Genomic DNA, 24889 nt, shown 5'->3' on the forward strand with positions numbered 1-24889 from the left:
GATTTGCCGCGGCTGCGAGGGGCGCGCGGCACGCCGCCCTGCCCCGGTGCCGCGCTGCGGCGCCGTTTCGCCCTGCGTATTTGACAAAGAGAAGAAGACCCGCCTTGCCGCCCCGGTCGCTTCTTCTCTTCTCAAATACGCACTCCGCCCTCGCCGCCTGCGGCGCGCCGGGACTGGGGCACTGAGACTGGGGCGCACCGGCCAAGCAAAGGGGCCCCGCCATCGCTGGCGGGGCCCCTGTCATTTTGTCGTTCAGGCTCAGCTGATCTTGTTCAGCAGCTCGCCAATCGACTGTTTCGCGTCACCGTAGTACATCCGCGTGTTGTCCTTGTAGAACAGCGGGTTCTCAATGCCCGAGTAGCCGGTGCCCTGACCGCGCTTGGAGACAAAGACCTGCTTGGCCTTCCACACTTCCAGCACCGGCATGCCGGCGATGGGCGAGTTGGGGTCTTCCTGCGCGGCGGGGTTCACGATGTCATTCGAGCCGATGACGATGACCACGTCGGTCTCGGGGAAGTCCTCGTTGATCTCGTCCATTTCCAGAACGATATCGTAAGGCACTTTCGCCTCGGCCAGCAGCACGTTCATGTGGCCCGGCAGACGGCCCGCCACGGGGTGGATGGCGAAACGCACCTCCTTGCCCTTGGCACGCAGCTTGCGGGTGAGTTCCGCGACGTTCTGCTGCGCCTGCGCCACGGCCATGCCGTAGCCCGGCACGATGATGACACTGTCGGCTTCTTCGAGCGCCGAGGCCACGCCGTCGACGTCGATCGCCACCTGCTCGCCTTCGACTTCCATCGCAGGACCGGATGTACCGCCGAAGCCGCCGAGGATCACCGAGATGAACGAGCGGTTCATCGCCTTACACATGATGTAGCTCAGGATCGCACCCGAGGAGCCCACTAGCGCACCGACGACGATCAGCAGATCGTTGCTGAGCGAGAAGCCGATGGCCGCCGCGGCCCAGCCCGAGTAGCTGTTCAGCATCGAGACCACCACCGGCATGTCGGCGCCGCCGATGCCCATGATCAGGTGGTAGCCGATGAAGAGCGCGCAGAGCGTCATGATCAGCACCGGGAAGAGCCCGGCGGTGTTCATGTACCAGATCAGGCAGATCACCGAGAGCGCCGCTGCAGAGGCGTTCAGGATGTGCCCGCCCGGCAGTTTCTCGGCCTTCGAGGTCACCTTGCCCGCCAGCTTGCCGTAAGCGATCACCGAGCCGGTGAAGGTCACCGCACCGATGAAGATGCCGAGGAAGAGCTCGACCTGCAGGATGCTCAGCTCGACGGGCGACTTATGCGCCACCAACCCCGCGAATACGCCGTGGTCGGTCGTCACCATATGCTCGAAGGCGTCCTTCGCAAGATCGGAGGCCGCGCGAAGCTTCTCGACGCTGCGCATGGTGAGATGCGCGTTGAAGCCGACGAAGACCGCCGCGAGACCCACCAGCGAGTGCATGGCGGCAACCAGCTGCGGCATCTCGGTCATCTCGACCTTCTTGGCCACGTAGGTGCCGATGATGCCGCCCGCCGCGATCAGGATGACCGAGAGCAGCCAGAGGCCCGAGCCCGGGCCGATCAGCGTGGCGAAGACCGCGAGGCCCATGCCGACAATGCCGTACCACACGGCGCGCTTGGCGCTTTCCTGCCCCGAGAGGCCACCCAGCGACAGGATGAACAGAACGGCCGCGACCACATAGGCCGCCGTCGTGAATCCGAATTCCATAGTCCCCACCTCTCCTTACGATTTCTGGAACATGGCGAGCATGCGCCGTGTCACGAGGAAGCCGCCGAAGATGTTGATCCCGGCCATAAAGACCGAAAGCGCGGCAAGGATGATCACCAGCCAGTTGCCCGAGCCGATTTGCATCAGCGCGCCAAGGATGATGATCGAGGAGATGGCGTTGGTCACGGCCATCAGCGGGGTGTGCAGGGAATGCGAGACGTTCCAGATCACTTGGAAGCCGACAAAGACCGACAGCACGAAGACGATGAAGTGCTGCATGAAGCTAGCGGGTGCCACGAGGCCCACGCCGAGCAGCAGCACGGCACCGACGGTGAGCAGGGTCACCTGCTGTTTCGTCTGCGCCTTGAAGGCGGCCACTTCCTGCGCGCGCTTCTCTTCCGGCGTCAGTTCGGGCGCCTTTTCCTTCGGCTTCTGCGCCGCGATCGCCTTGGTTTTCGGCGGCGGCGGCGGGAAGGTGACCTCTTTGGCGTGCGCGATGGTCGCGCCGCGGATCACGTCGTCGTCCATGTTGTGGTTGACCGTGCCGTCCTTCTCTGGCGTCAGGTCGGCCATCATGTGCCGGATGTTGGTGGCGTAGAGCGTCGAGCTCTGCGTCGCCATGCGGCTCGGGAAGTCGGTGTAGCCGATGATGGTCACGCCGTTGTCGGTGACGATCTTCTCGTCCATCACCGTCAGCTTGCAGTTGCCGCCGCGCTCTGCCGCCAGATCGACGATCACCGAGCCGGGCTTCATCGCCTGCACCATGTCCTCGGTCCACAGCTCGGGAGCTTCCCGGTTCGGAATGAGGGCGGTGGTGATAACGATGTCCATCTCGGGCGCAAGTTCACGGAACTTGGCAAGCTGGGCTTCACGGAACTCGGGGCTGGAGACAGAGGCGTAGCCGCCCGAGGAGGCGCCGTCGGCCTGCTCTTCCTCGAAGTCGAGGTAGACGAACTCTGCGCCCATGCTCTCGACCTGCTCGGCCACTTCCGGGCGCACGTCGAAGGCATAGGTGATGGCGCCCAGCGAGGTCGAGGTGCCGATGGCCGCAAGACCGGCCACACCGGCGCCGACGATCAGCACTTTGGCGGGCGGCACCTTGCCGGCGGCGGTCACCTGACCGGTGAAGAAGCGGCCGAAGTTGTTGCCCGCCTCGATCACCGCGCGGTAGCCGGCGATGTTGGCCATGGACGACAGCGCGTCCATCTTCTGCGCGCGGCTGATGCGCGGCACCATGTCCATCGCGATCACGCTGGCACCGAGATCGGCGGCCTGCTTCATCAGTGCCTCGTTCGAGGCCGGGTAGAAGAAGGAGATCAGCAGCTTCTCGGGCGTCAGCCGGGCCGCTTCCTCTTCACTCGGCGGGCGCACCTTGGCGATGATGTCGGCGCCGCTCCACAGCGCGTCGGCATCTGCCACCACGGTCACGCCAGCGGCCTCATAGGCCGCGTCGGCAAAGCCTGCCTTCGCGCCGGCGCCTGACTGTATCAGGCAATCGTAACCCAGCTTCTGCAGTTGCAGCGCCGAGTCCGGGGTCATGGCGACACGCGCCTCACCCTCGAAAATCTCTGTCGGCGTTCCGATCTTCACGTAGTTGGTCCCCCTTTTAGGCCGTTCCGAAGGCCCTTGGTTCTAGATTTGTCGTCCTCCGGTTGACGTATGGTCTACCTTTGCGGCGCCATGCTCACAACCGGGTCGAACGTGTTAACCACATAGTGCGGCGAATTCAAAGCCACCGGCGGGTTTGTTGCTCATATTTCCGAAACTCGGCAACAAACTTGCGACGCAGCCGCACCTCTTCCGGCACGATGAAGCGTTTTTCCAGCACCCAGACGAAGACCGGCAGCAACACCAGAGACGGCACCGCATCCCAATAAAGAATGAGTCCGGTCAGAATCATCACATCCCCCAGATAGATCGGGTTGCGGGAAAAGCGAAAAATCCCCGAAGTCACCAACCGATCCGCCTCGGCATGCGGCATGAAGGTGGTGCGCTGGCGCCGCATCTCGGTCAGTGCCACAGCGGCGATCAGCACACCGCCGCCCACCAGCAGCCCGCCCAAGAGATCGGCCCAGACCGGCCCAAAGCTCAGCCCCATGGGGAAATGCCGCGCCTGCGTCCATGCCAAAGCCAGAAACGCCAGCAGCCAGACCGGCGGCAGATCGAGGGTGCGCGGCATGGCAAAACTCCTTCATCTTTCCCAAAATACTCCGGGGTGAGGCGCGCAGCGCCGAGGGGCAGCGCCCCTTTCAACCACTCCTACCGCAAGGGTTTCCGCCTTGACCCTGCGCGATATGCCGCAGCCCCGTCTTGCCTCTGGCGGATTTCCCGGCCAGTTTCTCTGCGAACAACCGGAGGATGCCATGCTCAGCGGAACCCACGCCCTGGTGACAGGCGGCGGCACGGGCATCGGGCTTGCCATTGCGCGGGCTCTGGCCACTGCCGGGGCCGAGGTGACCATCGCCGGGCGCCGCGCCGAGGTTCTGCAGGCCGCCGCCGGGCCTCGCCTGCATCCGCTGGTCATGGATGTCTCGGATGAGGCCTCGGTGCAGCAGGGCCTCGCCGAGGCCACCGCCGCGCGCGGGCCCTTCGGCATCTGCATCGCCAATGCGGGCCTCGCCGAGCCGTCGGAGCTTGCCAGCACCAGCCTCGAGACATGGCGGCGCACCATGGCCACAAATCTCGACGGTGCCTTTCTGACGATCCGCGAGGTGCTTCCTGCCATGCTCGAGGCGGGCTGGGGCCGCGTCATCGCAATCTCCTCGGTCGCGGGCCTGCGCGGCATGCGCCGCGCCGTGCCCTATGTCGCCTCGAAACACGGGCTGGTCGGGCTGATCCGCGCGCTGGCCGCCGATCACGCGGGCCTGCCGGTCACCTTCAACGCGCTCTGCCCCGGCTATGTCGAGACCGAGATCGCCCCGCGCAATATCGAACGCGTCATGGCCCGCGAAGGGCTGACGCAGGGCGAGGCCACGGCGCTCGTTCACTCCGCCAATCCCCATAATCGCCTGATCGCCCCGGACGAGATCGCAAGCGCCGTGCTCTGGCTCTGCGGTCCCGGCTCGGGCAGCGTGAACGGTCAGGCCATCGAAATATCAGGAGGCCAGTTTTGACCACATCCCCCGACGCGCTCTTTGCCTGGACGAAAGAGCAGTTCCACCTGCCGCTCGGGCTCATCTATCTCGACGGCAATTCGCTGGGTCCGCTGCCCAAGGCCACGCCCGAGCGCGTGCAGAGGATGATGACCGACGAATGGGGCGAGCATCTGATCACCGGCTGGAACGCCTGCGGCTGGATGGGCATGCCCAGCGAGCTTGGCGACCGCGTTGGCCGCCTCATCGGTGCCGAGCGCGGGCATACGGTGATTGGCGACACGCTGTCGATCAAAGTGTTTCAGGCGCTGGCGGCGGCGGTCTCGATGAACCCGGGCCGCAAGGTGATCCTGTCGGACACCGGCAATTTCCCCTCTGATCTCTATATGGCCGAGGGGCTGATCGAGCTTCTGGGCGACGAATATGAACTCCGCCTCGCCGAGCCGCACCGGCTGGCCGAAGAGATCACCGAAGAGGTTGCCGTGCTCTTGGTGACCGAGGTCGATTATCGCACCGGGCGGCGCCACGATGTGGCCGCGCTCACCGAGCGGGCGCATGAGATGGGCGCGCTGGCGATCTGGGATCTGGCGCATTCGGCGGGCGCGCTGCCGGTGGATGTGGCGGGCGGCGGGGCCGATTTCGCCGTCGGCTGCACCTATAAATACCTCAACGCCGGGCCCGGCGCGCCGGCCTTCATCTATGTCGCACCGCGCCATGCGGACCATGCCGAACCCGCGCTGTCGGGCTGGCTCGGCCATGACACGCCCTTCGCCTTCGAGCGCAGCTATCGCCCCGCCTCGGGGATCGAGCGGATGCGCGTCGGCACGCCGCCGGTGCTGCAGATGGCGGCGCTCGACGCGGCGCTGGACGTCTGGGACCGGATCGACATGAAGGCGCTGCGCCGGCGCTCGCTGGAATTGACCGGCCTGATGATCGAAGAGGTCGAGACCCATTGCCCGGGCCTGAAGCTCGCCACACCGCGCGAGAACGACAAGCGCGGCAGTCAGGTCAGCTTTCGCTTCGAGCATGGCTATGCGGCGATGCAGGCGCTGATCGATCAAGGCGTGATCGGTGATTTCCGCGCGCCCGACATCATGCGCTTTGGCATCACGCCGCTTTACATCGGCGAGGATGAGATCCGTGAGGCGGTGGAAATTCTTGCGCGTATCCTGCGCGGCGCGATCTGGGATCAGCCCAAATACCAGCGCCGCAAGCGCGTCACCTGATCAGGCCGAGACGACCCGGGGGGCGTGCTGCCCCTCGCCCCCGCCAGCCCAGGCCCGCACCGCATCGCCGAAAGCCTCGAACAGCGGCCGCGAGACCGGATCGTTCGCCGCATCCCACTCGGGGTGCCATTGCACCGCCATGGTGAAACCCGGCGCGCCCTTGACGTACAGCGCCTCAGGCGTGCCATCGGGGGCGTAGCCCTCGATCTCGATGCGCGCGCCAGCGGTCTTTACCCCCTGCCCGTGCAGCGTGTTGGTCATCACCTCGGGCGCTCCGAACAGCTTGTGGAAGCGCCCGCCGGGCGTCAGCGTCACCTTGTGGCGCAGCGCGAAACGCTCCTCCAGCGTGCCGTCTGGGGGCATGCGGTGGTTCATCCGCCCCGGCAGATCGCGGATCTCGGGATAGAGCGTGCCGCCCATGGCGACGTTCACTTCCTGAAAGCCGCGGCAGATGCCAAGGAACGGCTGGCCGCGCTCGACGCAGGCACGCACCAGCGGCAGCACGATGGCGTCGCGGGCCCGGTCAAAGGCGCCATGCGCCTCGGTCGCCTCTTCGCCGTATTCTTCGGGGTGCACGTTCGGCCGCCCGCCGGTGAGCAGGAAACCGTCGCAGGTCTCCATCAGCTCTTCGACCGAGACAAAGCGCGGATCGGCGGCAATGAGCAGAGGCAGGCAGCCCGAGACGCAGGCCACCGCCTCGGTGTTCATGACCCCCCCGGCATGCGCCGGATAGGTCTCGTTGAGCATGTGCTGGTTGCCGATGATGCCGACGGTGGGACGGGTCATTTGCATGCCTCTCCTTGCCTGTTCGTTGAAAACATAAGGCACGGAGAGGCGCTGTAAAAGGCCGCTCAGATCACCGCGGTGAGGCCGACCGCCTCGATGCCCGCTTTTGCGGCAGCCGCATCATTGTCCGAACTGTCGCCGGTGACCCCCACCGCGCCCAGCGTCCGGCCCTTGGAATCCTTGACCAAAACGCCGCCCGGCACGGGGATCAGCTTGCCGCCGAACGCGCCGTTTGCGGCGGCGATGAAATAGGCCTGCGACTCGGCGCGCGCCATTTGTGCAGAGCCGGGCATGCCCAGCATCACCGCGCCATAGGCCTTGCCAAAGGCGATCTCGAACCGGCCCGGCGCCGCGCCATCCTGGCGCTCGAAGGCCTGCACATGGCCGCCCTCGTCCAGCACCACCACCGAAAGCGGCGCCATGCCCGCGTCCTTGCCTGCTTCCAGCGCCTTGCGGATGATGGTCCGCGCGCGGCTCAGCGAAATCCCTGCCATGTCGTAAGTCCTTCTTGTTGGTACGACGTTCGCCCGAAAGCGCCCGCCTCTTCCTCTTGGCGAAAATATCCTCGGGGGGGCCGAGGGGGCAGACAGCCCCCTCGTTCCAGCCCATGGTCTGGCGCGCCTTAGAGGCGCGCCGCACGGATCAGCCCGCCTTCAGTTCCAGACGGCGCTTGTGCAGCACCGGCTCGGTGTAGCCCGAGGGCTGAACCCGGCCTTCGAAGACCAGATCGCAGGCGGCCTTATAGGCCACGGTGTCAAAGCCCGGCGCCATGGGAATATAGGCGGCATCCCCGGCGTTCTGACGGTCCACCACGGCGGCCATCTTCTCCATCACCCCGCGCACCTCTTCGGCGGAGACCACACCATGGTGCAGCCAGTTCGCCAGATGCTGCGAGGAGATGCGGCAGGTGGCGCGGTCTTCCATCAGGCCGACGTCGTGGATGTCCGGCACCTTCGAGCAGCCGACACCCTGATCGACCCAGCGCACCACATAGCCCAGAATGCCCTGCGCGTTGTTCTCGATCTCCTCGCGGATTTCCTCTTCCGACCAATTGGCGCCCGCGGCGACCGGGATGGTCAGCAGGTCTTCGAGCGTGCCGCGCGGCCCGCCCTCGGCGATCTCCGCCTGCCGCGCCAGCACGTCGACCATGTGGTAATGCAGCGCGTGCAGCGTGGCGGCGGTGGGCGACGGCACCCAGGCGCAGTTTGCCCCCGCCTTGGGATGACCGATCTTCGCCTCCAGCATGGCCTCCATCAGGTCGGGCATGGCCCACATGCCCTTGCCGATCTGCGCCTTGCCGCGCAGCCCGCAGGCCAGACCGATGTCGACGTTGCGGTCCTCATAAGAGGCGATCCACGCGGTGCCCTTGATCTCGCCCTTGCGCAGCATCGGGCCCGCTTCCATCGCCGTGTGCATCTCGTCGCCGGTGCGGTCGAGGAAGCCGGTGTTGATGAAGGCAACACGGTTCTTGGCGGCGCGGATGCACTCCTTGAGGTTCACCGAGGTGCGGCGTTCCTCATCCATGATGCCAAGTTTCACGGTGTATTGCGGCAGGCCGAGCGCCTCTTCGACAAAGCTGAAGATCTCATTGGCGAAGGCCACTTCTTCCGGCCCGTGCATCTTCGGCTTCACCACATAGACCGAGCCTTGGGTGGAGTTGCGCGGGCCGCGGTCCTTCGCCAGATCGTGCTTGGCGATGAGCGTGGTGATCATCGCGTCCATCAGCCCCTCGAAGATCTCCGAGCCGTCTTTCAGCAGGATCGCCGGGTTGGTCATCAGGTGGCCGACATTGCGCACCAGCATCAGCGCGCGGCCTTTCAGCACCAGTTCGCCGCCGTCCGGCGCGGTATAGCTGCGATCGCCGCTCAGCGTGCGGGTGACCTGCTTGCCGCCCTTCTCGAAGGTGTCCGACAGATCGCCCTTCATCAGGCCGAGCCAGTTGGTGTAGGCCAGCGTCTTCTCTTCGCCGTCGACGCAGGCCACCGAGTCCTCGCAGTCCATGATCGCCGAGATCGCCGATTCCATCAGCACATCGGCCAGCCCCGAGGCATCGTCCTTGCCGATAAAATGGCTGCGGTCGATGACCAGTTCGACATGCAGCGCGTTGTTGACCAGCAGCACCGCCTCCGGCGAGGCCGCCTCGCCGCGGTAGCCCGCGAATTGCTCCGGCTGGGCCAGAGGCTTACCGCCCACCAGCAGCGCGCCGCCATCGATGGTGTAGCCCGCCGCCTCGGCATGGCTGCCGCCCGCCACCGGGAAGTTCTCGTCGAGGAAGGCCTTGGCCTTGGCGACCACCTCTTTGCCGCGCGCCGCGTCAAAGCCGCCCTTCGCCGGGGTCGAGCCCATGGCGTCGGTGCCGTAGAAGGCATCATAGAGCGAGCCCCAGCGCGCGTTGGCCGCGTTCAACGCGTAACGCGCGTTGGTGATCGGCACCACCAGCTGCGGGCCGGGCACCGAGGCGAACTCGGGGTCGGTGTTCTCGGTCTCGATCTCGAAATCCGGGCCCTCGGGCAGCAGATAGCCGATCTCTTCGAGGAAGGCGGTATAGGGCACCATCTCGGGCTGGCCGGGGTTGGCCTTGTGCCATGCGTCGATCTTTTCCTGCAGCGCGTCGCGCTTGGCCAGCAGCGCCGCATTGCGCGGCCCGAACTCGTGCGCCAGCTTCGAGAGCGCCGCCCAGAACGCATCGGCCTCGACGCCGCTGCCCGGCAGGGCCTGCTCTTCGACGAAATTGCACAGAACGGGGTCGATCTGCAGACCGTGGCGTTGAATACGCGCGCTCATGGGGAGCCTCCTTCGGAATCGTGGTTGCGACACGTTTAGGAAACAAGTTTCCGATAGGCAACACGCGTGGTCATATAAGCTAACCAAAATGGGCGCTGCCCCATAGGCTTTGCCAATACTCCCGCGCCGGGGCCCCGCCCCGCGCCCGCCGCAATATGCCCTTCATTGTTCCACAAATACGCAGCCCTGCCACCCGCGCGCCGCCCCGGCCCTGTCGCGACACCGCCACCAGCGGGAGATTGCGTATTTTCAGAACAATGAAGGGCGCCCGCCGCAGCGCACGCCCCCATTTCATCTTTCTAAAAATACCCAGTCCCGCCGGGTCAGGCGGCGCGCTCCTCGGCCTGCTGCAGCGCCCAAAGCTGCGCGTAGCGCCCGGCGCGCGCCAGCAGCGCCTCATGGGTGCCTTCCTCAACCACCTCGCCCTTTTCCAGCACGACGATGCGGTCGGCGTCGGCGATGGTCGACAGCCGGTGGGCGATGGTCAGCACCGTGCGCCCCTCACCGGCGCGGCGCAGCGCGGTCTGGATCGAGGCCTCGGTTTCGGTGTCGAGCGCCGAGGTCGCCTCGTCGAGCAGCAGGATCGGCGGGTTCTTCAGCAAGGTCCGGGCGATGCCGACGCGCTGCTTCTCGCCGCCCGACAGCTTCAGGCCGCGCTCGCCGACCATCGTATCGTAGCCTTCGGGGAGCGAGCTGATGAACTCATGGATCTGCGCCGATTTCGCCGCCGCGATCACTTCCTCTTCGCTGGCACCGCCGCGACCGTAGGCGATGTTGTAGCGGATGGTGTCGTTGAACAGCACGGTGTCCTGCGGCACCACGCCGATGGCGCCATGCAGGCTGTCTTGGGTCACGTCGCGCAGATCCTGCCCGTCGATGCGGATCGCCCCGCCCGAGACGTCGTAGAAGCGGAACAGCAGCCGCCCGATGGTGGATTTGCCCGACCCCGACGGCCCCACCAGCGCGACGCTTTCGCCCGCGCCCACGGTCAGCGAAATGCCCTTGAGGATCTCGCGCTCGGGGTCATAGCCGAAGCGCAGGTGATCGAAGCTCACCTGCCCGCCCGAGACCCGCAGGTCCGGCGCGCCGGGCTTGTCGGAGACCTCCGAGGGTTGATCCAGCAGGTCGAACATCTGCCCCATGTCGACGAGGCTCTGGCGGATCTCGCGGTAGACCGTGCCGAGGAAGTTCAGCGGCATGGTGATCTGGATCATATAGGCGTTGACCATGACGAAATCGCCCACCGTCAGATCACCGTTCTGCACGCCGAGCGCCGCCATGACCATCACCGCCACCAGCCCGGCGTTGATGATCAGCGCCTGACCGAAGTTGAGCATGGCCAGCGAGGTCGCGGTCTTGACCGCAGCTTCCTCATAGCCCTGCATCGCCTGATCGTAGCGCGCGGCCTCGCGCGCCTCGGCGCCGAAGTATTTCACCGTCTCGAAGTTGAGCAGGCTGTCGATGGCCTTCTGGTTGGCATCGGTGTCCTGCGCGTTCATCTTGCGGCGCAGGCGCACGCGCCATTCGGTCACCGCAAAGGTGAACCAGACGTAGAGCGCGATGGTCACCGCCACCACCGCCAGATACCACACGTCGAACAGCCAGAAGAGCACGATGCCGACGAGCAGAAGCTCGAGGATCAGCGGCCCTACCGAGAACAGCATGAAGCGCAGCAGAAACTCGACGCCCTTCACCCCGCGCTCGATGATCCGGCTCAGCCCGCCGGTCTTGCGGGTGATGTGATAGCGCAGCGAAAGCTTGTGGATGTGGGTGAAGGTTTCGAGCGCCAGCTTGCGCAGCGCGCGCTGCCCGACCTTTGCAAAGACCGCGTCCCGCGCCTGCTGGAACGCGGCGTTGAAGATACGCGCCATACCATAGGCCAGCGTCAGCCCGACCGCGCCCAGAAGCAGCGTCGAAGCCTCGCCGCCCAGCCTGTCCACCGCCTGCTTGTAGAGCATCGGCGTGCCCACGGCGATCAGCTTGGCCGCGATCAGCATCAGCATCGCCAGCACCACGCGGCGTTTCACCCATGTCTGCCCCTCGGGCCACAGATAAGGGGCGACGCGGCGGATGGTGCGCAGCCCCGAGCGGCGCTCGGCGTCGGCGATGGTGGTCTGATCGGTCTCGGGAGGCATGGCTGGGCTCTCTTGGCTTGGCGGGTCCTGCCCTTATCGCGGCGGGCGCACAAAGGCCAGTGCGGGGCGTGCACAGTCGCCTGTGCGCTGCCGTCCGGTTCCTGGCCCATCAGCGCTTCGGATCAGTCGGGCCGGATCAGTCAGGCCCGATCAGTCAGGGAAATCGAAAATCTGCCCGGGATAGATCAGGTTGGGATCGCGGATCTGCGTCTTGTTGGCCTCGAAAAGACGCACATAGGCCAGACCGTCACCGTAGCGCTCGCGCGCGATGGCCCAGAGCGTATTGCCCGGCTGCACGGTGATCGCGGTCACCTCCTCGGCCTCGGTCAGCTCTTCGCTGGCAGCGGCGAGCTTTTCGACCGGCTCGCGGCGGAACGGGCTTTCGGCGCGCGCGGTGACCTCGCCGCTGTCATCCACCTGATCGACGCGCAGCGTATAGGTGCCCGCCTCAACGCCCGGCAGCGCCACTTGCCAGCGGCCGTCGCCCGCGACCTTGAGCGTGGTGATCGGGCTGTTGTCGAGATAGACCTGCAACATGGCATCGCCCCGGCCCCGGCCCGACAGCGCCACGCCGCCGGTCTCGTCATAGGTGATCGCGTCGATGGCGACATTGCCCGGCGCCATGGGGGCCGCGCTTTGCATCACCTCGACACCATCCGCATCCGACAGCAGCACGGTGGGCGCCGCCGTCACTGCGGGCTGGGCGCTGGCCAGTTCGGTCTCAGCCGCTCCCTCTGTGGTCTCGCCCTCGGCCACCTGATTTGCTGCGGCGACCGGCGGCGTCAGAATGACTTCCTGTTCGGACTCAATTGCTTCGCCGTTCAGCATCATACGCAGACGCAGCACCTGCGCCTCGCCCGAGGCAGGCAGGTCGAAGAACGCGGCGAAGCGCCCGTCGCTCCCGGCGCGGCTGGTGAGTTCCTCTTCGCCGTCGAGCAGCAGGGTCACCTCGGTGCCGGGCTCGGCACGGCCCGCCACGGTGATCAGCCCGCCCGGCTCGGCGCGCACGAGATCAAAGCTGGGCGCTGCGGTGACCGGCGCCGCCTCTGCGGCATCTGTGGCATCGGACGCGGGGTCGTCGCCCTGCGCGGTTCCCGGCGCGGCCTCATCGGGCGCGAGCAGTGCCACTTCGGTTTCTTCGGGGTCTGCGGTTGTGCCCTCAGCGGTGGTCTTGTCCGAGGCGGGCGCGTTTTCTGTGTCTGCAACGGCTGCGTCGGAACTTGCCGTTTCGTCTTGCGTCTCAGCCGTGGCCTCAGCCGTAGTCTCTGCGGCAGCGTCCCCCGATGCTGCCGTGATTTCCGCCGGTTGCGCGGCTGTGTTGTCTGTATCCGACGCGCTGACCTCAGGCTCCGGCGCGGCGCTTTCGGCCACGGGTGTCGCTTCGGTCAGGCCCTGCGGTGGCTGTTGCGGGCCGATCACACCACTGACGTAGAGCGCGCCGATAACCGCGGCAGCACCCAGTCCGATCCAGACCCAATGTTTCTCGTTCATCTTTACATAATCCCAATCACGGCGCCCGTTTTCCTGTCCCTCACGAGCGCGGTTGAGAACCTATAACAATCCCGTTATCACCGGTCAAAACAGCATTTTTTTGGATTATCCACATGCCCGTCAAATCTGTCTGCATTTATTGCGGCTCGCGCCACGGTACCGCGCCCAGTTACACGGCAGCTGCCTCAATGCTTGGCACTTCCATTGCACAGCAAGGTTGGCGACTTGTCTACGGTGCAGGTGACGTCGGCCTGATGGGAGAGGTCGCGCGGGCCGCGCAGACCGCTGGCGGCGAGACCTTCGGGGTAATCCCCACCCACCTTCTGGCGCATGAAGTGGGCAAGACCGACCTCACCCGCTTCGTGATCACCGAGACAATGCACGAGCGCAAAAAAGTCATGCTGATGAATGCCGATGCGGTGGTTCTTATGCCCGGCGGCGCGGGCAGCCTCGACGAGTTCTTCGAGGCACTCACATGGCGCCAGCTTGGGCTGCACGCCAAGCCGATCGTGCTGCTGGATACCGAAGGGTTCTGGGAGCCGTTGAAGGCGCTGATGCAGCATGTGGTCGACAAAGGATTTGCCGAGGCCTCGCTGCTGGACTTCGTGCAAAGCGCCGACAGCCCCGAGGGAGTGATGGAGATCCTGCGCCAAGAGTTCACGTAACACATCACGCGAGCTTTGGCGCTTAAAGTCATGTTTCAAATGGGAAACGCCGCCATAAATGGCGGCGTTTTTCTTTCGGAATTCCCTGAACCTGTCAGGCCGGAGCGAATTCGTCGCGTAGCAGTTTCTCGATCTTGTCGAGCGGATGGTTGGTCAGGGTCTTGTCCAGTTCGGCCACGACCTTGTCTGAAACCTCTTTGTGCAGCTTGCTGCGCAGCTCGCCCAGCGTGGCGGGCGGTGCGACCAGAACGATGCGGTCGAACTTGCCCTTATGCGCCTGCTTGTAGAGGATCTCGGCCAGATCATCGGCGAAGCGTTCCTTCGCCAACTCGTGCCAGTCGGTGTCCTCCACCGCGGATTTCTGGCCCGGTCCGCCATCGTGCATCCGCCCCGGGCGGTTCGCCGATTGCTCGCGGTCCGAAGGGTTCTCCTGCTCTTCGATGCGCACGACGTTCAGATCGGGATCCTGCTCGTCCACATCGTTGCGCAGGAACAGCGCTTTTTCGCCGTCCGCGATCAAAACCCAAGTGCCATTGGTGAGAATCGCCATGGTCGTGCCTCCTTACACCTTTTCCTTGTCGCCGCTGCTGTCCTGATCCTGAGCCAGCGGCCGGGTCGCGCCCGCGGAGGTTTCATCGACGCGCTTCTCCTCGTCGCGCGTCCCGACCTTGCGAGCCATTTCGCCGCCTTTGCGGCCTTCCTGTGCGGTGGCGCCCGGCGTGACCGGCTGACCGTCGAGGATTTCAGCGGTCTCGCTGCGCCCGTCCTGCGATCTCTTGCGTTCAGACATAGGGTCCTCCTTTTCTTCTGCTCCCACAACGCAAGGATGTGGGCCCGCGTTCCACCGGCGATCACGCGCCGATCTCACGTCCGGTCACAGCCGCGCGGGACACAGCAAAACGCCCGGCCCCTCGTGAAGAGGCCGGGCGCTTCAGGCCCATCCGGGCCGCGTGCAATCAGGCGTGGATCAGAGCGACGCCTGGTAGATCTTGTCGATGTTGCTGCCCAGAAGCGCGTTGAACTCATCGTCCGACTGCTTCTTCGACAGGCCCTCGGCCAGCGCACGGCTGAAGGAGGCGATCATCTTGGCGTTCTTCGACAGGCGCTCGCAGGCGTCATCGGTGGTGTAGCCGCCCGACAGGGCCACCACGCGCACGACGCGCGGGTGATCGGCCAGACCGTCGTAGAGGCCGGGCTTGCTGGGGATGGTCAGCTTGATCATCACGTCCTCGCCCTCGGCCAGCGTGTCGAGGTGCTTGGCCAGCGACGCCTCGAGCAGCGCCTCGGCTTCGTCCTTGCTCTCGGAGTGGATGTTCACCTCCGGCTCGAGGATCGGCACCATGCCCGCTGCGATCACCATGCGGCCCACTTCGAACTGCTGCGCCACGACGGCCTCGATCCCCTCGGCATTCGCCTCGTGGATCACCGAGCGTTCCTTGGTGCCGAAGATGCCAAAGTTCTGCGCCGCGTCGGTCAGCAGGTCCTCGAGGCCGGGCATCGGCTTCATCACCTGCACGCCGTTTTCCTGATCTGCCAGACCCTTGTCGATCTTCAGGAAGGGCACCACGCCGCGCTTTTCCCAGAGGTATTGCGCGGTGGGGATGCCGTCGATCTCGCCGCGCATGGTGCGCTCGAACAGGATCGCGCCCAGCACTTTGTCAGAGGTAAACTCCGGCGCGGTGATGATGCGGGTGCGCATCTTGTGGATCTCGCCGAACATCTCCGCTTCGCCGTTGTATTCGCTTTCCTCGACGCCGTATTGCAGCAGCGCTTTCGGGGTCGAGCCGCCGGACTGGTCGAGCGCGGCGATGAAGCCCTTGCCCGTTGCCATCTGGTCTTTTTGCTTTGCAAAAACGGCCTTGTCCTGTGCCATGGAAGATCCTCTTTAAGATCGTTAAAATTGCTTTGCCAAAGGCTTAGCCCAATCGCCGGGTATTGGATAGATCGAAGCCGCCGTTTATCGCTACCTTTAGCGCTAGCGGGCGGAGATGCGCAGCCAGATGCCGCTGCGCGCCCGCACGGTCAGAAAGGCCACCGGCTCGGGCATCTTCTCGGGGACGATTTCGAGCTTCAGATCGCGCAGGATCAGCGACAGCAAAAGCACGCCCTCGACCATGGCAAATCCCGCGCCCGTGCAGACCCTGGGCCCGGCGGAAAACGGCATATAGGCCTCGCGCGCACAGGTCTTGCCGTTCTCGGTGCCCCAGCGCGCCGGGTCGAAACCGTCAGGATTGTCCCAGAGCCGCTCGTGCCGGTGCTGGTGCCACGGGCTCAGCACCACCTGCGCGCCCTTGGGCAACTCGCGGTCGCGGAACCGCTCGGGGCAGCGCGTTTCGCGCACCATCATCGGCACCGGCGGATAGAGCCGCAGCGCCTCGCGGAACACGTCGCGCGACAGCCGCAGCTTGGCGATGTCGGAAAACTCCGGCGTATCGCCCAGAACCTGTGCCTCTTCCGCCAGCCGCTCTTGCCACTCGGGATGCGCCGCCACCAGCCACAGCGCCCAGGCCAGCGCCGAGGCAGAGGTCTCATGCCCGGCCAGAAAGAAGATCGCCACCTGATCCACCATCTCCGAAGTCGAGAAGGTCTCGCCGGTCCGCGGATCGCGCGTGGTCATGATCTTGGTGGCCAGATCATCGGGCGCCCTGCCCGCCGCGATATCCGCCTGCCGCGCCGCGGTCAGTTCGGTGATCAGCCCGCGGATGCGTCGTGCTGCGGCCTTCGTCGAGGCGCGGTGAAACCGCGGCATCCAGCGCGGCAGAGGCAGAAAGGCGGCGAGGTTGAGAATGGGCTGGGTGCGCTGGTAGGCGCGGAACTCGTGGAACACCGCCTGCGCCACCTCATGCTCGATCGGCAGCGAAAACAGCGTGCGAAAGATCACATCGGCAGCGGCGTGGCTGGTGTGCGCCTCGATCTCCACCTCCGCGCCCGCCTCTGCCTTGAGCCGTGCCAGCGCCGCCTGCGCCGCGTCCCACATAGCGGGATAGGTCTCACGCAGCCGCCCGCCCTCAAAGGCCGGGTCGATGATCCGCCGCTGGCGCTGCCACGTCTCGCCGTTGGTCAGGAAGACCGAATTTCCCAGCAGCGGCCGCAGCCCCTCGGCGATCCGTCCCGACTTGGGAAACTCCATCGGCCGGTCCTTCAGAACCGTTTTCACCAGATCCGGCTGGTTCACGAGATAAGACCGAAAGAAGGGCGTGCGAAACTCGGCCATCCACGCCCGATAAAGCCGCGCGGGCTGGGCCGACAGCAGATCGGCCCGAAAGAGCCGCAGGTAGCGCAGCAGCGAGACCCTGTCGGGCCGCGATTTCGGCTTCGGCGGGATCATGCGGCGCGCGCTGATGAACTTGTGGGCGCGGTCGAGGTGAAGCGGTTCACCGGCGCCTCCAGCCGACTTGCCGAGGGCGGGCGCTGCGCATAGCGCGTGGCCAGCGTCAGCGGCCCGGCGGTGATGCGGAAATAGTCATAGTCGAGCGGCCTGTCGAAGGCGCAGAGATACTGGAAATGCAGCCGGAAGAAGCGCCAGCGCAGCTCTTTCCAGCGCGCGGGGCTGAGCGAGCGGGTGAATTGCGCCGAGAACACCAAGGGCCAGCGCTTGCCCTCGGGCGCCACGCCCGACACCGCCACCGGATCGCAAAGCGCAAAGGCGCAGCCATCGCCGGGCGCGGTCACATCCACCCAAGTCAGTTCGCCGCGCTGCGACAGATAGGCAAGATCAGCGCGCAGCCGCCATGCCTCGGGCAAGAAAGACACCATGGGCACCACCTGGCCAAGGCTGAGAAATCCCAGCCGAGGCCCCTGCTCCGGCACTTTGCCCGACCGGATGAGATCGGCGAGGATCGACACCGCCAGATGCGCGCCGGAGCTGTGCCCGACCACCAGCACCTCATCCACCTCTTCGCGCAGCGCCGCGGCGATGATCTCGCCGAACAGCGACAGCCGCGCTTCCAACTCGGGCGGATTAGCACCACGGTGACGGGCGGAATAGGCGTAATCATGCATGAGGTAATAGGCGAAGAACTTGCCGTCCTTGGCCTGAAACCAGCGCAGCAGCGCCCAGCCGAGCCCCAGCCCTGCCGCAGCGCCAATGATCCGCGCGACGAGCCCCAGCAGCGGTTCCGCCAGCGTCGCCAGCGCGTAGACACCCCACGCCAGCAGCGCCGCGAGCAGCAGTTGCAGTAGCAGCATCCCCACCGGGTAAAGCGCCGCAATGACCGGTCCTTTGCGCAGCCGCATCAGCCGAAAGAGCGCGCCGGTGGAGATATACACCCAAGCCGTCCGCAGCAGCTGCAGGTAAGTGGCGGGAATGGAGTTGGACATGCTGGAGCGCACAATTTCGGACCAGACCAGCACCTCGATCTCTGCCGACACCTGCGCGCCGTCCATCTCGGCCGCCACCTGCCAGCCATAGGGGCTGCCGGGCACCGCGCTCTTGGGTTTGGGTTTCAGCGTCAGCGCATAGCCCGAGATCGCCGCCTGCGCGGCGCCCTCCTTGCGGTAGAGCTCACGGTAGCGGCGCGGATGGATCGGATCATAGCCGGGGATGTAGAACACCCGCCTGCGCCGCACCTCTGGCTGCCCGTCACTCATACCCCTGCCCTCACTGCTCTTTGGACGATGCCTTTAGCAGCCCGCGAGGGCAAGAGTGAGGCAGTGGCAAGGCAGGCTTTAATCTTTCCCCAAATACTCATCCCGCCCGCAGTAGCAGAGCCTCCGGCGGGAGTATTTTCCGAAAGATGAAAGTGTCAGCCGAGCTGCCCCAGCGCCGGGAAGGTTTCCAGCAGCCAGAACGAGAAGGCCGAGAAGGCCCCGGTCAGCAGCGCCAGACCGACGGCGATGAGCAGGACGCCCATGATCCGCTCGATGGTCTTCATATGGCGCTTCATGCGGTTCATCAGCCCCATGGCGCGGCTCAGGAACATCGCCGCCAGCAGGAACGGCAGCCCAAGGCCAAGCGCGTAAACTCCCAAGAGCAGCGTGCCGCGCGCCACCGAGCTTTCGGTTGCCGCCAGCGACAGGATCGCGCCAAGCTGCGGGCCGATGCAGGGCGTCCAGCCGAAGGCGAAGGCGAGCCCCAGCAGATAGGCGCCGAAGGCCGAACCGCCCGCCTCACCGGTGTCGAGACGCGCCTCGCGGTCGAGGAAGGGAATGCGGAAGACATGCAGGAAATGCAGCCCGAAGACGATCACCACGACGCCGGAGATACGCGCCAGAAGCAGTTGGTTCTGCAAAAAGAACGTGCCCAGCCAAGACGCGGTGAACCCCAGCAGGATGAACACCGTCGACAGACCGAGCACAAAGAAGAGCGCCGCGATGAAGGCGCGCCAGCGGGCGCTGCCACCGGCCTGCATCTCCTGCAGGCTCACGCCCGACATGAAGGCCAGATAGGGCGGCACAATGGGCAGCACGCAGGGGCTGAGAAACGAAATCACGCCCCCGAAAAGCGCCACGAGCATGGCGGGGAGCAGGCTTGCGTCGATGATCTCGATTCCGAACATGCCACCCGAATAGGCGATCGCGCTTGCCGCGTCATCAGACAGCTTGTCACGTCTGCGTTGCCGCAGGTCCTCTGATGTTACAGAGCCACGGCTTCACGCGCGGCGCGAATGAACAAAAACGCCCCGGCGCGAGCACCGGGGCGTTCTTATCTCTGTCCTGCGGGTCTAGCTTGCGCTGCGGCGTCGCCTCAGCGGCTCCACCATCCGCGACGCTTGGGCTTCGGAGCCTCTTCCTGAACCGGCTCTGCCGAGACAGGCTCGGGTTCCGGCGCGGGCTCAGGCTGAGGCTCGGGCTCAGCGGGCGTTTCCGCAACCGGCACCTCTTCGGCGGGTGCTTCAGGCGCAGCCTCGGCCTGCGGCTCGACCGGAGCTTCGGCGACGGGCGCCTCGCTTACCGGCTCGGGCGCCGCTTCGACCTCGGTCACCACCGGCTCTTCGCTCACCGCAGGTGCCGCCTCTTCCGCAGCGGCTTCGGGCGCAGGCGCGGCAGCAGCTTCAACAGCAGCTTCCGCCGGTGCCTCGGCTGCCGGTGCCTCAGTCGGTGCCTCCGTCGCTTCGGGCTCGGCCTTCTTGCGGCTGCGCGAGCGGCGGGTGCGCTTGGGCTTCTCGGCGGGCGCCTCTTCGGCAGCAGGCGCCTCAGTGGAAGCCTCGCTGGAGGCCTCGGTGGAGCCTGCCTCTGCCGGCGCCACCTCGGTCGCAGCTTCCGCCGTTCCGGTCACCGTTTCAGCAGCGGCAGCTTCGGAGACTTCGGTCGGAGTGGCGTCATTGCCCTCGCCGTTGCCCTCACCATTCTCGCCGTTCTGCGCGTCCTTGTTCTTCGAACGCGAGCGGCGGCGGCGGCGGCGGCGCTTCTTCGGCTTGCCGTCACCGTCTTCGGATCCGTTGCCGTTCTCGCCGTTGCCGTCACTGGAAGAGTTGTCTTCAGCCTGATCTTCAGCCTGAGTTTCGAGCTGATCCTCGTCCTCGTCTTCTTCGGCGGCCACGTCTTCGTCGACCTGATCCATCAGCGAGGCGTTGGCCGAGACCACCGGCGCGACCACTTCGGGCACGTTGCGGGTGGCGGTCTTGAACTTCTCCATGGTGAAGTCGGGGCTGACGAGGTGCAGATCGCCCTCGATGCGCACGGCCATGCCGTAGCGCGCCTCGATCTGGGCCACATGCTCGCGCTTCTGGTTCATCAGGTAGTTGGCGATGCCCACCGGGCATTTCACCAGCACCTCACGCGAGCGGCGGCGCACGCCCTCTTCCTCGACCTGACGCAGGATGTTCAGCGCCATATTGTCATCCGAGCGGATAAGGCCGGTGCCGTGGCAGGCCGCGCAGGGCTGCGTGGTGGCCTCGATCATGCCCGGGCGCAGACGCTGGCGCGACATCTCCAGCAGGCCGAAGCCCGAGATGCGGCCAACCTGAATGCGCGCACGATCGGTCTTGAGCTTGTCTTTCAGCTTCTTCTCGACGGCGGCGTTGTTCTTGCGCTCTTCCATGTCGATGAAGTCGATGACGATCAGACCCGCGAGGTCGCGCAGACGCAGCTGACGCGCCACTTCTTCGGCGGCCTCTAGGTTGGTCTTGAGCGCCGTCTCTTCGATCGATCCTTCCTTGGTGGCCCGGCCCGAGTTCACGTCGATCGCCACCAGCGCCTCGGTCACACCGATCACGATGTAGCCGCCGGATTTCAGCTGGACCGTCGGGTTGAACATGCCCGCGAGGTAGCTTTCGACCTGATAGCGCGCGAAGAGCGGCATCGGGTCGAGGTAGTGTTTCACGTTCTTCGCGTGGGACGGCATGATCATCTTCATGAAGTCCTTGGCGATGCGGTAGCCGCGCTCGCCTTCCACGTGAACTTCGTCGATCTCGCGGTTGTAGAGGTCGCGGATCGAGCGCTTGATGAGGTCGCCCTCTTCGTAAATCTTCGCCGGGGCAACCGACTTCAGCGTCAGTTCGCGGATCTGCTCCCAGAGGCGCTGCAGGTATTCATAGTCGCGCTTGATCTCGGTCTTGGTGCGCTTGGCACCCGCGGTGCGGATGATCAGACCGGCGCCCTTGGGCACGTCGATGGTCTGCGCGATCTCCTTGAGCTTCGAGCGGTCGGCGGCATTGGTGATCTTGCGCGAGATGCCGCCGCCACGGGCGGTATTCGGCATCAGAACGCAATAGCGGCCCGCAAGCGACAGATAGGTGGTGAGCGCCGCGCCCTTGTTGCCGCGCTCCTCCTTGACGACCTGCACCAGAAGGATCTGGCGGACTTTGATGACTTCTTGGATCTTGTACTTGCGCGGACGCGGCTTGCGCGCCGGGCGGATGTCTTCCTCGGTGTCGTCGTCAGCGACCGACTCGATGCTGTCATCGGCTTTCGAAGAGCCAACGTGATCGTCGTCATGATCCTCGTCGTCGTCTTCGACCGGCGCCTTGGCTTCGGTCTCGGGCGCGCCTGCATCCGTCTCCGGGGTGCCCACCACCTCGGCCTCTGCCGCGGCGGTGTCCGCTTCAGTGCTGTCGTTGGGGCCATCGTTGGGCTCTTCGACCGGGGTCTCGGCCACGGTCTCCATCGGCGACAGGCCTTCGCCCTCGCCCGGCTCGACGGTGTCGTCGCCGAGGTCAATGGTCTCCATACCCGATATGCCGGTCGACACTTCGGACACTTCGCTGGTCACCGTCTTGTCGTCGGTGCTGGCCTTCTCGGCCTTGCTGCGCGAGCGCGAACGACGGGTGCGCGAGCGCGAGGATTTCGAGCGCGACTTTTCCTTGTCGTCGTCATCGTCCTCGGCGGCGAGTGCAGCCTCTTCCTCCATCAGCGCCTGACGGTCGGCGACGGGGATCTGGTAATAATCGGGGTGGATCTCGGAAAACGCGAGGAACCCGTGGCGGTTGCCGCCGTAGTCCACGAAAGCGGCCTGAAGCGACGGCTCGACCCGCGTGACTTTCGCGAGATAGATATTGCCTGCTAGTTGGCGCTTGTTTTCCGATTCAAAGTCGAATTCCTCGACCTTGTTTCCGTCGACCACCACAACGCGGGTCTCTTCCGCGTGGGTGGCATCGATGAGCATTTTCTTTGCCATGTTTTCCGTATGCACGGCACATGCGCCAAGGGCCCGGGCGGAGCCGGGCTGCGTGGTGATGTGGCGTGGCTTGTCTGGGCGCTGAGCGGCGCGCAGGCACGGGAAGACAATCTGTCTTCGCCCGGGTGCCTCACTTGCGTCGCGCGCGTCATCGCGTTTCTTCTCCGACACCCTCGCCGCGGATCGCGCCTTGGTGCCTTGTTGCGGCCCGGAGCGTTGGATGTCCGGACGGTGTACTCGGCCTTGCGGCCTGATCGGTCTGCCCGGGGTCCCTGTACGGACGGCTCCGGAGCAGCGAAACTCTTTGGCTTTTCACGAAACTGCAGCGCGGCTATCGGCTGTGGATAACCATGTGCGAAACGCAATTGCCTAACAGGTAGCATAGGGGCATCGCAGCCCCAATGACAATATCCAATATGACGCGCGCATGAATTCCCCGTCCCATTGCCCGATGGCTGCACAAAGCCCGCCAGACGTCCCCTCTCCCGGCTTTCATTGTTCCCCAAATACGCAGCGACACGCCGCGCCCTCCGCTCGAGTCTCATCGCTCCCTTCGCCGCGCGCCCACCTCAATTTGGTATACCATTTATATTGACCTTGCGTCGCGCAGGGTATTCAACTCGTCCGGGTGGCCCGGGCACGCAGGCTCGCGCCAAGACGAGGAGGACATGATGACAGGAAGAAACAGGCTCAAGGCGCGGCTCAAGGCCGGCGAGACGGTGACCGCCGCGTGGTTCGAGCTGGGCTCGCCAGAGGTGGCCGAACTGCTGGTCTACAGCGGCTGGGACGTGCTGGTGATCGACTGCGAACACGGCAGCGCCGGGCTTGAGGCGGGGCTGAACCTGCTGCGCGCGGTGGAAGGGGCTGGCGGCGAGGCGGTGATCCGCGTGCCTGACTCTTCGGAGGCGACGCTGAAACGGGCGCTCGACCGCGGCGCGCGCTCGATCATGGTGCCGATGGTGCATACCGCCAAGATGGCGCGCGAGATCGCTTCTTTCTGCCTCTACGCGCCGCGCGGCCGCCGCGGCTATGCCGCGCCCATCGTGCGCGCCACCAATTGGGGCAACCTGCCCGGCTATGCCGCCACCGCGCACGAAGAACTGCTGATCATGGCGCAGGTCGAACATGTGGAGACGGTGGCCGAGGTTGAAGAGATCGCCGGGATCGAGGGCATCGACATGGCCTTCGTCGGCCCCAATGATTTCGCCGCCTCGATGAACCACCTCGAGGACATGGATCACCCTGACGTGCGTGCCAAGATCGAAGAGGTCGAGCGCAGCGCGACCGCGAGTGGACTGATGCTGGGCACGATCACCGGCGTCGCCGGTCCGGGGCGCAGCTATTCGGAACTGCGCGACGCGGGCTATGGCTTCATCGTTGGCCCCAATGACGTTGGCTTGCTGGCCGGGGCCGCCCGCGCCGCGAAGGCGCAGGCCGCCAAAGAGCTGGGCGAGGAGACCGGTGAGGCCGCCCCGCTGCCGTCTTACTGATCAGTCGAAGGCCTTCAGGCGCTTGATCAGGGCGGAGGTGTCCCAACGGCCGCCGCCCATCGCCTGAACGTCCTTGTAGAACTGGTCCACAAGCGCCGTCACCGGCAGCGAGGCGCCGATCTCGTCGCCGGTGGCAAGGCAGATGCCAAGGTCCTTGCGCATCCAGTCCACCGCGAAGCCATGGTCGAACTTGTCGTCCAGCATGGTCTCGAAGCGGTTCACCATCTGCCACGATCCGGCTGCGCCGCCGCCGATCACCTCGACCACCTCGCGCCCGTCAATGCCCGCCTTTTCGGCAAAGGCCAGACCTTCCGACAGGCCCTGCACCAGCCCGGCGATGCAGATCTGGTTGACCATCTTGCACAGCTGCCCCGCGCCGCTCTCGCCAAGGCGCTTGCAGAGCTTGGCATAGGCGTCGATCACCGGCGCTGCGGCGTCGTAATTCGCCTGCTCGCCGCCGCACATCACCACCAGCTGGCCATTCTCGGCCCCCGCCTGCCCGCCAGAGACCGGCGCGTCGATAAAACCAAGGCCCTTTTCCGCGGCGATCGCCGACAGCTCGGTGGTCACCATCGAGGACACGGTGGTGTGATCGACAAAGATCGCCCCCGGTTTCATGCCTGCAAAGGCGCCCTCCTCGCCGGTGCAGACGGCGCGCAGATCATCGTCATTGCCGACGCAGGCCATGATGAAATCGGCGCCTTCTGCCGCCTCGCGCGGCGTCGCGGCGCTGGCGCCCCCGAACTCCGCCACCCATTTTTCGGCCTTTGCTGCGGTGCGATTGTAGACCGTCACCTCGTGCCCGGCCTTGGTCATATGCCCGGCCATCGGATAGCCCATCACACCCAGACCCAGGAATGCGCATTTCGCCATGGATCAACCTCCTGTTACGATTGTCGTTGCGGGAGTTGTCGCGCCTCACCCAGCCCTTGGCAAGG

Annotated in this window: 20 protein-coding genes; 4 read left to right on the top strand and 16 right to left on the bottom strand. The window is 65.4% G+C overall.

Annotation, left to right across the window (positions count from 1 at the left end):
• Nucleotides 1-258: 258 nt before the first annotated feature.
• The 3 genes from AYJ57_RS01705 to AYJ57_RS01715 all read right to left on the bottom strand — a co-directional run bounded on the left by AYJ57_RS01705 (nt 259) and on the right by AYJ57_RS01715 (nt 3904).
• Nucleotides 259-1725, bottom strand: a complete 1467-nt coding sequence (locus AYJ57_RS01705; protein WP_066100310.1) for an NAD(P)(+) transhydrogenase (Re/Si-specific) subunit beta — start codon at nt 1723-1725, stop codon at nt 259-261.
• A gap of 15 nt (nt 1726-1740) precedes the next feature.
• Nucleotides 1741-3315 (bottom strand): Re/Si-specific NAD(P)(+) transhydrogenase subunit alpha, encoded by a 1575-nt coding sequence (locus AYJ57_RS01710; RefSeq protein ID WP_066100313.1) that lies wholly within the window; start codon nt 3313-3315, stop codon nt 1741-1743.
• A 136-nt stretch (nt 3316-3451) separates the two neighbouring features.
• On the bottom strand, nt 3452-3904 hold the full coding sequence (locus AYJ57_RS01715; protein ID WP_066100315.1) for a methyltransferase family protein: 453 nt from the start codon (nt 3902-3904) through the stop codon (nt 3452-3454).
• 184 nt (nt 3905-4088) lie between these two features.
• On the opposite strand from AYJ57_RS01715, the gene AYJ57_RS01720 reads away from it, so the two are divergent.
• The gene (locus tag AYJ57_RS01720; protein WP_066106515.1) at nt 4089-4838 is read left to right on the top strand and encodes an SDR family NAD(P)-dependent oxidoreductase; all 750 of its coding nucleotides are present in this window, start codon (nt 4089-4091) and stop codon (nt 4836-4838) included.
• Nucleotides 4835-6043 (top strand): kynureninase, encoded by a 1209-nt coding sequence (kynU, locus tag AYJ57_RS01725; protein WP_066100318.1) that lies wholly within the window; start codon nt 4835-4837, stop codon nt 6041-6043. The genes AYJ57_RS01720 and kynU overlap by 4 nt, the downstream gene beginning before the upstream one ends.
• Here kynU and AYJ57_RS01730 read toward each other — a convergent pair whose 3' ends face one another.
• The 5 genes from AYJ57_RS01730 to AYJ57_RS01750 form a co-directional block, all read right to left on the bottom strand.
• Nucleotides 6044-6829: a gamma-glutamyl-gamma-aminobutyrate hydrolase family protein gene (locus tag AYJ57_RS01730; RefSeq protein WP_066100323.1), complete on the bottom strand. Its 786-nt coding sequence runs from the start codon at nt 6827-6829 to the stop codon at nt 6044-6046.
• Between the two features lie 65 nt (nt 6830-6894).
• The gene (locus AYJ57_RS01735; protein ID WP_066100327.1) at nt 6895-7323 is read right to left on the bottom strand and encodes a GlcG/HbpS family heme-binding protein; all 429 of its coding nucleotides are present in this window, start codon (nt 7321-7323) and stop codon (nt 6895-6897) included.
• A gap of 148 nt (nt 7324-7471) precedes the next feature.
• Complete coding sequence (locus AYJ57_RS01740; RefSeq protein WP_066100330.1) at nt 7472-9613, bottom strand: malate synthase G; 2142 nt, start codon at nt 9611-9613, stop codon at nt 7472-7474.
• A 323-nt stretch (nt 9614-9936) separates the two neighbouring features.
• Nucleotides 9937-11748, bottom strand: a complete 1812-nt coding sequence (locus AYJ57_RS01745; RefSeq protein WP_066100334.1) for an ABCB family ABC transporter ATP-binding protein/permease — start codon at nt 11746-11748, stop codon at nt 9937-9939.
• 150 nt (nt 11749-11898) lie between these two features.
• A complete protein-coding gene (locus AYJ57_RS01750; protein WP_066100339.1) occupies nt 11899-13239 on the bottom strand; it encodes a LysM peptidoglycan-binding domain-containing protein in 1341 nt (446 codons plus the stop codon).
• A gap of 113 nt (nt 13240-13352) precedes the next feature.
• Between AYJ57_RS01750 and AYJ57_RS01755 the strand changes: the two genes are divergently transcribed.
• Nucleotides 13353-13904 carry a TIGR00730 family Rossman fold protein gene (locus tag AYJ57_RS01755; protein ID WP_066100342.1) on the top strand — a complete coding sequence of 184 codons (552 nt, stop codon included), beginning with the start codon at nt 13353-13355 and terminating at the stop codon, nt 13902-13904.
• Between the two features lie 94 nt (nt 13905-13998).
• Here AYJ57_RS01755 and AYJ57_RS01760 read toward each other — a convergent pair whose 3' ends face one another.
• From AYJ57_RS01760 to AYJ57_RS01790, 7 genes are all read right to left on the bottom strand, one after another.
• Nucleotides 13999-14454: a baeRF12 domain-containing protein gene (locus tag AYJ57_RS01760; RefSeq protein WP_066100345.1), complete on the bottom strand. Its 456-nt coding sequence runs from the start codon at nt 14452-14454 to the stop codon at nt 13999-14001.
• 12 nt (nt 14455-14466) lie between these two features.
• Nucleotides 14467-14694: a hypothetical protein gene (locus AYJ57_RS01765; RefSeq protein ID WP_066100347.1), complete on the bottom strand. Its 228-nt coding sequence runs from the start codon at nt 14692-14694 to the stop codon at nt 14467-14469.
• A gap of 177 nt (nt 14695-14871) precedes the next feature.
• The gene (locus AYJ57_RS01770; RefSeq protein WP_066100350.1) at nt 14872-15777 is read right to left on the bottom strand and encodes a fructose bisphosphate aldolase; all 906 of its coding nucleotides are present in this window, start codon (nt 15775-15777) and stop codon (nt 14872-14874) included.
• Nucleotides 15778-15879: 102 nt separating this feature from the next.
• Complete coding sequence (locus tag AYJ57_RS01775; protein WP_066100353.1) at nt 15880-17232, bottom strand: cytochrome P450; 1353 nt, start codon at nt 17230-17232, stop codon at nt 15880-15882.
• A complete protein-coding gene (locus AYJ57_RS01780; protein ID WP_066100356.1) occupies nt 17229-18494 on the bottom strand; it encodes a hypothetical protein in 1266 nt (421 codons plus the stop codon). The genes AYJ57_RS01775 and AYJ57_RS01780 overlap by 4 nt, the downstream gene beginning before the upstream one ends.
• 155 nt (nt 18495-18649) lie before the next feature.
• Complete coding sequence (locus AYJ57_RS01785) at nt 18650-19402, bottom strand: cytochrome c biogenesis CcdA family protein (RefSeq protein WP_066100359.1); 753 nt, start codon at nt 19400-19402, stop codon at nt 18650-18652.
• A gap of 188 nt (nt 19403-19590) precedes the next feature.
• Nucleotides 19591-22461, bottom strand: coding sequence for an Rne/Rng family ribonuclease (locus AYJ57_RS01790; protein WP_066100361.1), 2871 nt, complete (start codon nt 22459-22461; stop codon nt 19591-19593).
• A gap of 668 nt (nt 22462-23129) precedes the next feature.
• Between AYJ57_RS01790 and AYJ57_RS01795 the strand changes: the two genes are divergently transcribed.
• The gene (locus tag AYJ57_RS01795; protein ID WP_237220180.1) at nt 23130-23951 is read left to right on the top strand and encodes an HpcH/HpaI aldolase family protein; all 822 of its coding nucleotides are present in this window, start codon (nt 23130-23132) and stop codon (nt 23949-23951) included.
• Here AYJ57_RS01795 and AYJ57_RS01800 read toward each other — a convergent pair whose 3' ends face one another.
• Nucleotides 23952-24824, bottom strand: coding sequence for an NAD(P)-dependent oxidoreductase (locus tag AYJ57_RS01800; RefSeq protein ID WP_066100365.1), 873 nt, complete (start codon nt 24822-24824; stop codon nt 23952-23954). It lies immediately after the preceding gene.
• Nucleotides 24825-24889: the final 65 nt, after the last annotated feature.

This window comes from Salipiger sp. CCB-MM3 (assembly GCF_001687105.1).
Classification (GTDB): domain Bacteria; phylum Pseudomonadota; class Alphaproteobacteria; order Rhodobacterales; family Rhodobacteraceae; genus Salipiger.